The 13,242-nt window shown below is 65.2% G+C and carries 14 protein-coding genes; 8 read left to right on the plus strand and 6 right to left on the minus strand.

The window, feature by feature from the left end; genetic code table 11:
* The first annotated feature begins 2 nt into the window (after positions 1–2).
* Both NLM25_RS28795 and NLM25_RS28800 read left to right on the plus strand, forming a co-directional pair.
* The gene (locus NLM25_RS28795) at positions 3–1,424 is read left to right on the plus strand and encodes an amidase (protein ID WP_254139243.1); all 1,422 of its coding nucleotides are present in this window, start codon (positions 3–5) and stop codon (positions 1,422–1,424) included.
* 159 nt (positions 1,425–1,583) lie between these two features.
* Positions 1,584–2,474, plus strand: coding sequence for a crotonase/enoyl-CoA hydratase family protein (locus NLM25_RS28800; protein ID WP_254141284.1), 891 nt, complete (start codon positions 1,584–1,586; stop codon positions 2,472–2,474).
* A 97-nt stretch (positions 2,475–2,571) separates the two neighbouring features.
* On the opposite strand, the gene NLM25_RS28805 is transcribed toward NLM25_RS28800, so the two are convergent.
* From NLM25_RS28805 to NLM25_RS28815, 3 genes are all read right to left on the minus strand, one after another.
* Positions 2,572–3,549, minus strand: coding sequence for an NADPH:quinone oxidoreductase family protein (locus NLM25_RS28805; RefSeq protein ID WP_254139244.1), 978 nt, complete (start codon positions 3,547–3,549; stop codon positions 2,572–2,574).
* Positions 3,549–4,157 (minus strand): 2-hydroxychromene-2-carboxylate isomerase, encoded by a 609-nt coding sequence (locus NLM25_RS28810; protein WP_254139245.1) that lies wholly within the window; start codon positions 4,155–4,157, stop codon positions 3,549–3,551. Before NLM25_RS28810 ends, NLM25_RS28805 begins: the two co-directional genes overlap by 1 nt.
* A 134-nt stretch (positions 4,158–4,291) precedes the next feature.
* Positions 4,292–4,993 (minus strand): glutathione S-transferase N-terminal domain-containing protein, encoded by a 702-nt coding sequence (locus tag NLM25_RS28815; RefSeq protein ID WP_254139246.1) that lies wholly within the window; start codon positions 4,991–4,993, stop codon positions 4,292–4,294.
* A gap of 145 nt (positions 4,994–5,138) precedes the next feature.
* Between NLM25_RS28815 and NLM25_RS28820 the strand changes: the two genes are divergently transcribed.
* Positions 5,139–6,161, plus strand: a complete 1,023-nt coding sequence (locus NLM25_RS28820) for a methionine synthase (RefSeq protein WP_254139247.1) — start codon at positions 5,139–5,141, stop codon at positions 6,159–6,161.
* The gene (locus NLM25_RS28825; protein ID WP_254124465.1) at positions 6,161–6,391 is read left to right on the plus strand and encodes a hypothetical protein; all 231 of its coding nucleotides are present in this window, start codon (positions 6,161–6,163) and stop codon (positions 6,389–6,391) included. The genes NLM25_RS28820 and NLM25_RS28825 overlap by 1 nt, the downstream gene beginning before the upstream one ends.
* Here the strand turns inward: NLM25_RS28825 and NLM25_RS28830 are convergent.
* From NLM25_RS28830 to NLM25_RS28840, 3 genes are all read right to left on the minus strand, one after another.
* Positions 6,388–7,005 carry a hypothetical protein gene (locus tag NLM25_RS28830; protein WP_254120898.1) on the minus strand — a complete coding sequence of 206 codons (618 nt, stop codon included), beginning with the start codon at positions 7,003–7,005 and terminating at the stop codon, positions 6,388–6,390. The genes NLM25_RS28825 and NLM25_RS28830 overlap by 4 nt on opposite strands.
* A 106-nt stretch (positions 7,006–7,111) precedes the next feature.
* Positions 7,112–7,639 carry a xanthine phosphoribosyltransferase gene (gpt, locus tag NLM25_RS28835; RefSeq protein WP_254120900.1) on the minus strand — a complete coding sequence of 176 codons (528 nt, stop codon included), beginning with the start codon at positions 7,637–7,639 and terminating at the stop codon, positions 7,112–7,114.
* A gap of 34 nt (positions 7,640–7,673) precedes the next feature.
* Positions 7,674–8,411: a molybdopterin-binding protein gene (locus NLM25_RS28840; RefSeq protein ID WP_254139248.1), complete on the minus strand. Its 738-nt coding sequence runs from the start codon at positions 8,409–8,411 to the stop codon at positions 7,674–7,676.
* Positions 8,412–8,632: 221 nt separating this feature from the next.
* On the opposite strand from NLM25_RS28840, the gene NLM25_RS28845 reads away from it, so the two are divergent.
* The 4 genes from NLM25_RS28845 to NLM25_RS28860 all read left to right on the plus strand — a co-directional run bounded on the left by NLM25_RS28845 (position 8,633) and on the right by NLM25_RS28860 (position 13,227).
* A complete protein-coding gene (locus NLM25_RS28845) occupies positions 8,633–10,051 on the plus strand; it encodes a circularly permuted type 2 ATP-grasp protein (RefSeq protein WP_254120904.1) in 1,419 nt (472 codons plus the stop codon).
* Positions 10,052–10,055: 4 nt separating this feature from the next.
* Positions 10,056–11,000, plus strand: coding sequence for an alpha-E domain-containing protein (locus NLM25_RS28850; RefSeq protein WP_008143144.1), 945 nt, complete (start codon positions 10,056–10,058; stop codon positions 10,998–11,000).
* A gap of 67 nt (positions 11,001–11,067) precedes the next feature.
* Positions 11,068–11,916: a transglutaminase family protein gene (locus NLM25_RS28855; protein WP_254141285.1), complete on the plus strand. Its 849-nt coding sequence runs from the start codon at positions 11,068–11,070 to the stop codon at positions 11,914–11,916.
* Positions 11,917–12,027: 111 nt separating this feature from the next.
* Complete coding sequence (locus tag NLM25_RS28860) at positions 12,028–13,227, plus strand: acyl-CoA dehydrogenase family protein (RefSeq protein WP_254139249.1); 1,200 nt, start codon at positions 12,028–12,030, stop codon at positions 13,225–13,227.
* The last annotated feature ends 15 nt before the right edge of the window (positions 13,228–13,242 follow it).

Consider the following 13,242-nt stretch of genomic DNA (forward strand, 5'->3'; position numbering starts at 1 on the left):
CAATGCAGAAAAAGAGCGTCGAAGAGGCGGTCACCTCGCTGCACGATCTCTCCGCGGTCGATCTGATCGCGGGCTATCGGGCCAAGCAATTCTCGCCGAGCGAGGTGCTGGAGGACGTGCTTGCGCATGTCGCTGCGTGGGAACCGCATCTGAAGGCGCTCTATGCGTACGATCCCGACAGCGCGCGCGAGGCCGCCAAGGCCTCGACCGCGCGCTGGACCGGGGGCGAACCGTCAGGCGCGCTCGACGGCGTGCCTGTCACGGTGAAGGACAACATCGCGACCAAGGGCGTGCCGGTGCCGCTGGGCGCCGCCAGCGTCAAGCTCGTTCCGGCCGAGAAGGACGCCCCGCCCGCTGCGCGGCTGCGCGAGGCCGGCGCCGTCATCTTCGCCAAAACCACCATGCCCGATTACGGCATGCTGTCCTCGGGGCTCTCCAGCTTTCACGCGCTGGCGCGCAACCCCTGGGACCTCTCCAAGAATCCCGGCGGCTCCAGCGCGGGTGCCGGTGCTGCTGCGGCGGCCGGCTACGGTCCGCTGCATCTCGGCACCGATATCGGCGGCTCGGTGCGCCTGCCCGCGGGCTGGTGCGGCCTCGTCGGGCTGAAGCCGAGCTTCGGCCGCGTGCCGATCGATCCCGTCTATGTCGGCCGCGTCGCGGGTCCCATGACCCGCACCGTCGACGATTGCGCGCTGATGATGAGCGTGATCGCAAAGCCCGACCGCCGCGACGGCATGAGCCTGCCCGCCGAGCCGCTCAACTGGAAGGGGCTGGAGAAGTCGCCGCGCAAACTGCGCATCGGCCTGATGCTCGATCCCGGCACCGGCCTGGCGCTGGAGAAACCGGTGCGCGAGGTCGCGGTGAAGGCGGCCAAAGCCTTCGAATCCGCCGGCGCCGTCGTCACCGAGGTCGACGGCATCCTGACGCGCGAGATGCTCGACGGCCTCGACAATTTCTGGCGCGCGCGGATGTGGGACGATCTGTCGAAGCTGACGCCGGCGGAACAGGCAAAGGTGCTGCCCTACATTTTCGCATGGGGCGAGTCCGGTGCGAAACTCTCCGGCCTCGACGTCATCCGCGGTTTCAACCAGACCATGGCGATCCGCGCGGCCGCTTCAAAGCTGTTCTGCGAGCTCGACTATGTGATTTCGCCGACCGCTCCGAACGTGAACTACCCCGCGGACTGGGCCTCGCCGACCAACGATCCCATGAAGCCGTTCGAGCACATCGCCTATACCGTGCCATGGAATATGTCGGAGAACCCCGCCGTCTCCCTCAATGGCGGCTTCGATGCCAAAGGTTTTCCGATCGGCGTGCAGATCGTCGGCCGCCGCTTCGACGATACCGGCGTGCTCGGCATGGCCAAGGCGTTCGAGGGCCTGCGCGCCCTGCAGCGGCCCTGGCCGAGCCCGCCGGCACACTGACCGCTTCAATTCCATCAGACTGCGACATGGCCGGGCTTGCCCCGGCCATTGTCGTTTGGATACTCAGGAGAGACGACATGCCCAGTCCGCGCAAGACGGACGGCGGCGTGCATGCATGACGTCTTCAACGAGACTGCGTTCAAGAAGGAAGGAAACCCCATGGCGTATGAGACGATCAAATACGAGGTCGCCGAGCAGATCCTCACCATCACGCTGAATCGGCCCGACAAGCTCAACGCCTTCAATGCGCAGATGCAGACCGAGCTGATCGACGCGTTCGACGCAGCCGACAAGGACGACAACGTGCGCGCCATCATCGTGACAGGCGCTGGCCGCGGTTTTTGCGCGGGCGCCGATTTGTCGTCGGGCGCCGATACGTTCGACCGCGACGCGCGGCGCGGGCCCGTAAAGCGCTTCGCCGACGGCAAGGTCGACTACAGCGATCCGCAGGTGCGCGACGGCGGCGGCCAGGTGACCCTGCGTATCTTCAAATGCCTGAAGCCCGTGATCGCCGCGATCAACGGCCCTGCCGTGGGCATCGGCGTCACCATGCAGCTCGCGATGGACATCCGCATTGCTTCGGACGCCGCACGGTTCGGCTTCGTGTTCTCCCAGCGCGGCATCGTGCCCGAGGCCGCCTCGAGCTGGTTCCTGCCGCGCATCGTCGGCATCGCGCAGGCGCTGGAATGGTGTTATTCGGGCCGCGTCTTCCCGGCGCAGGAGGCGCTCGCCGGCCGCCTCGTGAGCAAGGTCGTCGCCCCGGATGATCTCTTGCCGACCGCACGCGCCCTCGCCAAGGAGTTCGCGGCCAAGACCGCGCCGGTGTCGGTCGCGCTGATCCGCCAGATGATGTGGCGCATGATGGGCGCCGACGATCCCATGGAAGCCCACAAGGTCGACAGCCGCGGCATCTACGCCCGCGGCCGCTCCGACGATGTGAAGGAAGGCGTGGTGTCGTTCCTGGAAAAGCGCCCGGCGCAGTTCAAGAACAAGGTGTCGAGCGATATGCCCGACTATTTCCCGTGGTGGACGGAACGGGAGTACAAGTGACGCGAAGCGTCATCCCGGGGCGATGCGAAGCATCGAACCCGGGATCTCGAGATTCCGGGTTCGCCCTTCGGGCGCCCCGGAATGACAGTGATGGAGGTCACGCCATCACCAGCGCCACACGCCCGATCGCCTTGCGGTCGAGCAACAACCGCATCGCCTTGGCGTAGTCTTCCAGCGGCAGGCGATGCGAGACGTTGGGGCGCAGCTTGCCCTCCTCCGCCCATGCGAGCAGCGCCTTCAGCCGCACCTCGCCGAGATCAGGATTTTTCCGCACCGCCTCTCCCGCGCGCACTCCTAACACGCTGGCCCCCTTGATCAGCAGGAGGTTGGTCTTGGCCGAGCCGATGCCGCCCGTAAAGCCGATCACCAACAGCCGGGCGCCCCAGGCGATGCAGCGCATCGAATTCTCGAACACCTCGCCGCCGACGGGATCGAACACGACATCCGCGCCTCGGCCGTCAGTGATCCGCTTGACGGCATCGCGGAACGGCTCGCGGTCGTAGCGCACGAGATGATCGGCGCCGCGCGATTTCGCGATGGCAAGCTTCTCGTCGCTGGACGCGGTCGCGATCACCGTCGCGCCCAGCATCTTGCCGATCTCGACGGCGGCAAGGCCGACGCCGCCGCCGGCGCCGTGCACCAGCAGCACTTCGCCCGGCTCGACCCGGCCACGATCGATCAGCGCATGATAGGCGGTGCCGTGGCCGGCGAGATAGGTCGCGGCTTCGGCGTAGTCGAAGGTCGACGGCATCGGCGTGAGCTGCGACGGCGCCACCACGGCTTCGTCGGTGAAGGCGCCATGGCGCATCTTCACGATGACCTTGTCGCCGACGGAAACGCCGCTTGCCTCCGCGCCCACCTCGGTGACGTCACCGGCGGCCTCCATGCCGGGGGTGAACGGCAGCTCCGGCTTGAGCTGGTACTCGCCGGCCGCCATCAGCACGTCCGGAAAGTTCAATCCGGCGGCGCGGATCGAAACGCGCACCTCGCCCGGCTTCAGGGCGCGCGACGGAAACTCCTCCAGCCGCAACGTCTCGGGCGCGCCGAGCGCGTGGCAGACGACAGCCCGCACCATCAGGCCGCACTCGCCTTGTTGCGCAGCAGCGCCTCGCGGATCAGCGGCAGGCGATCATTGCCGAAATACATGTCGGTCTTGCCCACGAAAATCGTTGGTGAGCCGAAGCCGCCGCGCGCGACGACCTCTTCCGTGTTGGCCTTGAGCTGGTCCTTGATTGCCTGCTCAGAGATACCGGCGAAGAATTTTGGCTCGTCGATGCCGACCTTCTTGCAGATCCCGGCGAGCACAGCGTCCTGCGAGATGTCCTTGTCCTCGCCCCAATACGCCTCGAACACGGCGGTGGCGAACGGCACCATGTCCTTGCCGAGCCAGATGCAGCCGCGCATGGCTTTCACGCTGTTCACGGGAAACACCGTCGGCGGCATCTTGATCGCGAGCCCTGCCGAGCGCGCCCAGTCACCGAGGTCCTTCTTCATGTAGCGCGCCTTCAGTGGCACCGGTGTCTCACGCTGCGCATAGACGCTCGGATTGACCGTGTTGAAGATGCCGCCGACCAGGATCGGCCGCCAGATGATCTCGGCGCCGACCTCCCTGGCGAGCGGCTGGATGTTGTGGAAGGCGAGATAGGTCCAGGGGCTGGAACAGTCGAAGAAGAATTCGATCATGGCGTTTCCTTTTATGACGGACCTCATCCTGAGGAGGCCGCGTAGCGGCCGTCTCGAAGGATGGCCGCGGTGAAAGTCGGGCCTTCATGGTTCGAGACGCGCCTACGGCGCTCCTCACCATGAGGAGTGAGGACCTATGTCTTTCCCAACACTTCCTTCGCACGCTGACCGAACATGATCTTGCGTGATTCCTCGTCGAACGGCTCTTTCACGAATTTTCCGATCGCCAGTCCCGCCTGCACTTGCGGCCTTGCGCGCATTTCGGCGTACCAGCGTTTCACGTGCGGATGCTCGTCGAGCGTAAAGCCCTGCGCCTTGTGGGTCATGGTCCAGGGGAAGCAGGCGATGTCGGCGATGGAATAGTCGCCGGCGACATAGGCGCCGGTCCTGGCCAACTGCCGATCGAGCACGCCATAGAGCCGCGCGGCCTCGTCGCGGTAGCGTTCGATCGCATAAGGAATCTTTTCCGCTGCATAGAGCGCGAAATGGCCGTGCTGGCCGAGCATCGGCCCGAGGCCCGCCATCTGCCACATCACCCATTGGATGGTGGTGGAGCGGCCGCGCAGATCGGTGGGCAAGAAACGGCCGGTCTTCTCCGCCAGATAAATCAGGATCGCGCCGGTCTCGAACGCCGAGAACGGCGCGCCGCCATCGGCGGGATCATGATCGACGATCGCGGGAATACGGTTGTTCGGGGAGATCGCCAGAAACTCAGGAGTGAACTGCTCGCCGGCGCGGATATTGACCGGCTTCACCGTGTAGGGAAGCCCGAGTTCCTCCAGCATGATCGAGATTTTCCAGCCATTCGGCGTTGGCGCATAATAGAGGTCGATCATGACCTTTCCCTTGGCCTTTCCGCTGGCCCTTTCCTGGGCCTTCCCTGTCGCCGCCGCTGGAATAGAGAGCGACTTTCGTTGTTCTGTACCTCGACGTTAGGACATGGCAGGAAGGGGCGCAACTCAACCTGCCGGGAGGGCCGCCATGCTGTTTCCAACCACGATCGCCGGCTCCTTGCCGAAGCCGGAATGGCTCGCTGAGCCCAACATGCTCTGGGCGCCCTGGAAGTCCCAAGGCGACGAGCTGCTCCGCGCCAAGCGCGACGCGACGCTGATCTGGCTGAAGATCCAGGAAGACGCCGGCATCGACATCGTCACCGAGGGCGAGCAGGCCCGCCAGCATTTCGTGCACGGTTTCCTCGAGAAGATCGAGGGCATCGATTTCGCCCACAAGGTCGAGATGGGCATCCGGAAAGATCGCTACAAAGCGATGGTGCCGCAGGTGGTCGCGCCGCTCCGGCTCAAGGGCCGCGTCCATGCCTTCGAGGCGGGCGTTGCACGGACGCATACGAAGAAGAGGCTCAAATTCACCCTGCCCGGCCCGATGACCATCATCGACACGATTGCAGATCGCTACTATGGCGATCGCGTCAAGATGGCCTTTGCCTTCGCCGAGTTGCTCAACGAAGAGGCCAAGGCGTTGCAGGCCGACGGCATCGATCTCGTGCAGTTCGACGAGCCCGCCTTCAACGTCTACATGGACGAGGTCAACGACTGGGGCATCAAGGCGCTGGAGCGCGCCGCGCAGGGCCTCACCTGCGCCACCGCCGTGCACATCTGTTACGGCTACGGCATCAAGGCCAACACCGACTGGAAGGAAACGCTCGGCGCGCAATGGCGGCAGTATGAGCAGATCTTTCCGGCGATCGACGCCAGCCCGATCCAGCAGGTCGCCATCGAGTGCCGCAACTCGAAGGTCCCGCTCGATCTGCTCGCCCTCTTGAAGAACAAGATCGTGCAGGCCGGCGTCATCGACGTCGCCAGCGACACGGTGGAGACGGCCGAGGACGTCGTGCAGGTGATCGACGCGGTGTCGAAGTTCGTTCCCAAGAGCAACATCATCGCGACCACCAATTGCGGCATGGCGCCGATGCGGCGCGAGATCGCCGAGGCCAAGCTGATGGCGCTCGGCGCCGGTGCCGCGCTGGCGCGCGAGAAGCTTGGGTGATGGTGATCCGCCCGTTTCTCGTCGCAGCCGCTCTTGCGGCGCTCGCGCTGCCCGCGCACGCGGAGGATCGTTCCGTGCTGCTGAACTGCAAGGCCATGGTGGAGCGCGCGGAGAAGGCGGCCGGCACCGCGAGCGAGGCTGAGCTGACACGCTGCCGCCAGGTGATCCGCGAATGGGCCCTGCGCGATGCGCGGACGACGGTGGACGAACAGGGACGGCCGCTGCGCTAGGAAAGCGTCGTCGGATGCAGCGTGGGCTGATAGCCGGCGTTCAGCGTACGCAGCGTCGAGGGCGGCGTCAGGAGTGTTGCTTCGCCGAATTGACGCTCGACCGCGGAATAACCCGCTGGCGACCACAGCAGCGCCCTGCCCTGCGTCACCAGAAAGCTCTCCTCGGCCTGCAGCACCATCGCGCCGTCGGGAAGCTGGTCGAGCGGCACCAGCAGCGCATGCAGCCGCTTCTTGCCGTGATCGAGCCGCTCGTGGTGCAGCACCGTGTCGATGTCGTGCATGCGGACGTCATGCACGCGGTTGCCCTTCTCCCACGCAGCCCGGAATCGATTGGCGTCGTCACGACGGCAATAGAAGCAGGGGCGATGGCCGGCGGCGAGCGCGGTGGCCTCGTCGAGAAAGAACAGCTCGGTCCAGCTCCGCTGTGCCATCACCTCGCGGCGACGGCCGCGGAATTCGCAAGTGCAAGTGAGCCAGGCCGGCGTCGACCAGCGCTTCTTCAGCAGCGTCTTGGTCGCGGGATCGTGGATGATGCCGCGATTGCCGGTGAACAGGCCGCGGTGCGGGGTGGCGATGATGTCGCCGGTGGGCGTGACGCGGTTTTGCAGGGGCATGGTCGCCTCCACTCGTCATTGCGAGCGAAGCGAAGCAATCCAGACCGTCTCCACCGCGGCAGTCTGGATTGCTTCCTCGCTTCGCTCCTCGCAATGACGGCGATAACTACGCCGCCCCGTCGCGAAGTGGCGGATGGTATGACAACGCAGTGTCCCACGGGAAGAAGATCCATGTGTCCTGCGACACTTCGGTGATGAAGGTGTCGACCAGCGGGCGTCCCATCGGCTTGGCATAGACCGTGGCGAAATGCGCATCCGGCAGCATCTCGCGCACCAGCCTGCCGGTCTTGCCGGTGTCGACGAGGTCGTCGACGATCAAAAGCCCTTTGCCAGTGCCGTTGCCGAGCTTCATCGCGGCCTCCGAGATGCCCTTGAGCACCTGAAGCTCGCCCTGCTTGTTGTGGTCGTAGCTGGCGATGCAGACCGTATCGATCACGCGCACGCCGAGCTCGCGCGCCACGATCGCGGCCGGCACCAGCCCGCCGCGGGTGATCGCGATCACCGCATGGAACGGACCGACCTCGTTGAGGCGCCAGGTCAGCGCCCGGCAGTCCCGGTGGAACTGGTCCCACGAGACCGGGAAGGCCCTGCCGGCCTTCTCCTGCGCATTCAGCTCCGGTGCTTCACCAGCCATTGTCGTCTCCTGCCATTGGTCTGCGGGCAGTTTGCTAGCGGGTGATGCTCAATCCTGCCAGCATTTCCTTCACCGCGGCCATCGCGGATGCGAGCTTGTCCGCGTCGCGCGAGCGCACCACCAGATTGGTGTTCGGCTTCTGCTCCTCGTCCATGAACGGATAGCTGCCGATGATGGTGTCGGGATGGGCGGCGGCGATCGCACGCAGGGGGCTGCCGATGTCACCCTCCCGCGCATTGGCGCGAACCGATTCGGAGAGCATGCGCACGCCCGACTTCAGCTTGGGCGAGACGATGTCCATCATCGCCTGCATGATCGAGGGCACGCCGGCCATCACGATGACGTTGCCGATCTTGAACCCGGGGGCGAGGATGGTGGCGCTCTGGATCAGCTCGGCGCCATCGGGGATGCGGGCCATGCGCAGGCGGGCCTCGTTGAGGTCCTGCTCGCTCCAGCGCTCGCGGAATCGCGCGACCACCTCCGGATGATGGTCGATGCCGACGCCGAACGCCTTGGCCACACTGTCGGCGGTGATGTCGTCATGGGTCGGTCCGATGCCGCCGGTGGTGAAGACATAGGTGTAGCGATGCCGCAGTGCATCCAATGCGGCGATGATGTCGGACTCGTCGTCGGAGACGACCCGGACTTCCTTCAGGTCGATGCCGATATTGGTCAGATATTCGGCGATGAAGCCGATATTCTTGTCCTTGGTCCGGCCGGACAGGATTTCATCCCCGATGACCAGAATGCCCGCCGTGACGATGTCGCTCATACCTGAAGTCCCTCACCTGTCGGCCCGACTTTGCCGAGGTAACGCGTTGAAGTCACGCGGTTTTGCTGCCGAAATAAGCAGTCCTCAGCCATTTTTTCAGGCAAGCTCCCGGCCATCCCCGGCAAATGCCCTCCATCAATGCTTATCGCGCTGGCCCGCCCCTTGCTACCACATGAAAGTCATGCACTCTTGCCGCATGGCGACAGAGACAGTCGGGATCTATGGCAGTCGCGTTTGACGAAATGAATATTCCCGGCGGGGACCTTCGCCCCGCCTATCAGGAGCTGGCGCGCTGGCTCAAGGAGACGCCTCCCGAGGCGCTCGAATATCGCCGCCAGGAGGCCGAGCTCCTGTTTCGCCGCATCGGCATCACCTTCGCGGTCTATGGGGATTCCGAATCCACCGAGCGCCTGATCCCGTTCGACGTGATCCCGCGAATCATGTCCGGCAAGGAATGGGCGCTGCTGGAGAAGGGCCTGAAGCAGCGCGTGCGCGCGCTCAACATGTTCCTGCGCGACATCTATCATGGCCGCGACATCCTGCGCGCCGAGATCGTGCCCGACGATTTGATCTTCCAGAACCCGGTGTTCCGCCCCGAGATGAACGGCCAGCAGGTGCCGCACGACGTCTACGTGCACATCGCCGGCATCGACATCGTCCGGGTCGATGCCGAGGACTTCATCGTGCTGGAGGACAATGCCCGCACGCCGTCGGGTGTGTCCTACATGCTGGAAAACCGCGAGATCATGATGCGGTTGTTTCCAGACCTGTTCGCCCGCCACAGGGTGGCGCCGGTCGAACGCTATCCGGACGAGCTGCTCTCCGCCCTGCGCTCGGTTGCCCCGCAAAGCGCCTCGGGCGAGCCGACCGTCGCCCTGCTCACGCCCGGCGTCTACAACTCGGCCTACTACGAGCACTCCTTCCTTGCCGACAAGCTCGGTATCGAGCTGGTCGAGGGCCGCGACCTCATCGTCAAGAACAACGAAGTGTTCATGCGGACGACCGAGGGGGTGAAGCGGATCGACGTGATCTACCGCCGTGTCGACGACGACTTCCTCGATCCCCTCACCTTCCGCCCCGACTCCGTGCTCGGCGTGCCCGGGCTGATGTCGGCCTATGCGGCCGGCAACATCACGCTCGCCAACGCGGTCGGCACCGGCATCGCCGACGACAAGGCGATCTACTCCTACATGCCCGACATCGTGAAATTCTACCTCGGCGAGGAGCCGATCCTGAAGAACGTGCCGACCTGGCGCTGCCGCGAGCCGAAGGATCTCGCCTATGTGCTGGACAATCTCGGCGAGCTCGTCGTCAAGGAAGTCCACGGCTCGGGCGGCTACGGCATGCTGATCGGCCCCGCCGCGACGAAGGCGACCATCGAAGCCTTCCGCGAGAAGCTCAAGCGCGAGCCCGAAGGGTTCATTGCCCAGCCGACGCTGGCGCTCTCGACCTGCCCGACCTGCACGGCATCCGGCCTCGCGCCGCGCCACGTGGATCTGCGGCCCTTCGTGCTCACCGGCAGCAAGGGGACCACCATCGTGCCGGGCGGCCTGACACGTGTTGCGCTGAAGGAAGGCTCCCTGGTGGTGAATTCGAGCCAGGGCGGCGGCACCAAAGACACCTGGATCCTGGACGAGTAGTCAGATGCTGTCGCGTACCGCCGAAAACCTCTACTGGCTCGCCCGCTATGTCGAACGGGCCGAGTACCTCGCGCGCACCATCGATGCGACACTGCGCGTCACCGCGCTTCCCGCTGCCTATATCGGCAAGACCAATGAATGGGACTCGGCGCTTCTCACCGCCGGCGTCGCCACCAGCTTCTATCAGCAATATGAGGAAGCCAACGAGCGCAACGTCGTCGACTACCTCTCCTTCTCGGCCGACAACCCGTCCTCGATCCGCAACTGCATCGAGGCGGCGAGACTGAACTCGCGCTCGGTGCGCACAGCGCTCACCAGCGAGATGTGGGACACCATCAACTCGGCCTGGATCGAATTGCAGGAGGTCTGGAGCAAGGGCACCTCGACCCGCGAGGATTTGGCAAAATTCCTGCGCTTCGTGCAGGAGACCTCGCTGCGCTTCGACGGCTCGGCCTACCGGACCATGCTGCGCAACGACGCCTACTGGTTCTCGCGGCTCGGCCTGCACCTGGAGCGCGCCGACAACACCGCGCGCATCCTCGATGTGAAGTATCACGTGCTGCTGCCCGAGGAAGAGCATGTCGGCGGCCCGCTCGACTTCTACCAGTGGAGCTCGATCCTGCGTTCGGTTTCGGCGCTGACGGCCTATCACTGGGTCTATCGCGAGACGCTGAAACCCTGGCTGGTCGCGGATCTCTTGATCCTCAACGGCACGCTGCCGCGTTCGCTGGCGAGCTGCTACGACAATCTCACGCGCAACCTCGACCAGATCGGCGTCGCCTATGGCCGCCAGGGCCCCGCCCAGCGCCACGCCCGCGGCATCCGCAACCGGCTGGAACACAGCAATATGAACGACATCTTCCAGCACGGCGTGCATGAATTCATTCAGGAATTCATCGCGGACAATTCCAGGCTGGGCGAAATCATCACGAAGCAGTATTTGATCTGATACTGCGGTCATTCCCGGGCGCCCGCAGGGCAAGCCCGGAATGACGACGGAAGAACAACGGTCCACCATGCGCCTGCGAATCCAGCACACCACGACCTATCGCTACGAGCCGCCGGCCACCAGCGTGATCCAGATCCTGCGCATGACGCCCGGCAGCCATGACGGGCAATATGTGGCGGAGTGGCAGATCGACGTCTCGACCGACACCAGGCTCGACACTCATGAGGACGCCTTCGGCAACGTCACCCACGTGCTGTCCTGCGGACCCGTCGGCGACATCAAGATCACTGCCGAGGGCCTGATCGAGACCCACGACACCGGCGGCGTGCTGCGCGGCGCCGACGAGCGCTTTCCGGCCGGCATGTTCTTGCGCGCCACCGACCTTACCGGGGTCAATCCCGCGATGACGGCGGTCGCGCGGCAGTTGCGCAGCGAAGCCGAGAGCGACACGCTCGGCTTCCTGCACACGCTGATGACGCAGATCAGCGACCACATGACCTTCGACGAGGATCCAACCAACAGCGGCACGTCGGCGGCCGATGCGTTCACGCTCAAGCGCGGCGTCTGCCAGGACTACGCGCACATCTTCATCGCCTGCGCCCGCAGCGGCGGCGTGCCGGCGCGCTTCGTTTCCGGCCATTTCCTGCGCTCGGATGGCACGGTGCACCAGGATGCCGGCCATGCCTGGGCGGAAGCTTACGTCGAGGGTCTCGGCTGGGTCGGCTTCGATCCCGCCAACTGCATCTGCACCACCGACGCCCATGTCCGCGTCGCGATCGGGCTCGACTATCTCGGCGCAGCCCCCGTGCGCGGCACCCGCTATGGCGGCGGTGCGGAGACGCTGACGGTGGCCGTGAAGGTCGAGCAGGCCGGCCGCGGCGGGCAATCACAATCGCAGTCCCAGCGGCAGAGCTAGGCACGCGGAAGCGCTACAGCCGTAACCGACAACCGCAGCGCTGAAACCACCCCGTAGCGCCCTCTGTCCAACCTTTGTTGCTATCCGTCCCTGCAACAGAGGTTGAGACAGATGCGGCTTCAAGAAAGAATCAGCCATCATTCCGTGCCACTGCGTGATCCCCAAGAGGACATCCTTGCGGGCATCCGAGAACTGGCCCCCGAGATCAAGGTACGCGCCGCCGAGATCGAGACTGCGCGCCGGATTCCGCCTGACATCGTGGAACGGCTGAGATATCTCGGGCTCTTTCGCATGTTCGTGCCGCGAAGCCAGGGTGGGCTGGAGCTCGATTTTCCGGCTGGCCTCGAGGTCATCAAGGCGGTGACCCGTCTTGACGGCTCAATGGGCTGGATCTCGATCGTCGCCGGAATCGGCAGCCTCATCGTCGCCGCGGCCCGCCCTGAATTGTACCAGCGCATCTATCAGAACGGACCGGATGTGGCGGTCTGCGGCTCATCTCAGCCGAATGGCACGGCAGAGCGCGTGGCGGACGGCTATCGCGTCAAGGGCCGCTGGCCGTTCGCGAGCGGTTGCACGCATGCCGACTGGATCGGCGGCTTCTGCATCGTCACCGAAAACGGCAAACCGGTCCCCGGCCCGCAGGGCAAGCCTCAGATTCGCGCCGTCGCGCTGCCGGCGCGCGACTGGGAGATCGAGGACACCTGGTACGCGGCGGGCCTCGAGGGCACCGGCAGCCATCACATCACGCTGCGGGAAAGGATCGTTCCCGAGGAACATTTGTTCGATATCGATGCCGCCCCGCGCCTGTCGGGCCCGCTCTATCAGGCGCTGCGGCAATGGCTGCCGATCGTGCATGGCGCATTCTCGGTGAGCATGGCCGAGGGCACCGTCGATGACCTGCTCGCGCTGGCCCATACCGGGAAGCAGCAATTGTATGCGGCCACCCCGATGCGCGAGTCCGAGACCTTCCAGTACGAGCTCGGCCGGATTTCCGCCGGCCTCAGGGCCGCGCAGGCCTTCCACGAGGTTCAGGTCGCCAGCCATTGGCGCCGCGCGCTGGCGGGAACGCTGAAGGACGATGACGTCATGATCGAGGGCGCCCGGTCCGCGGTCTGGCTCGCCACCACCTGCGTCGGCATTGCGGACGCCTGCTTTGCGCTGGCCGGAAGCGGCGCGGTCTACGACGACTCGCCGCTGCAGCGGCGCCTGCGCGATCTTCACATCGGCGCGCAGCATGCTCACGCGCAGCAACGGCAATATGTTGACATCGGCAAGCTCGCCTTGCGCCGGTCGGCCGGGCATGCCGGTTGACCACGCGAGCCGTGC

Origin of the sequence: Bradyrhizobium sp. CCGB01 (assembly GCF_024199795.1) — a bacterium.
Taxonomy (GTDB): domain Bacteria; phylum Pseudomonadota; class Alphaproteobacteria; order Rhizobiales; family Xanthobacteraceae; genus Bradyrhizobium.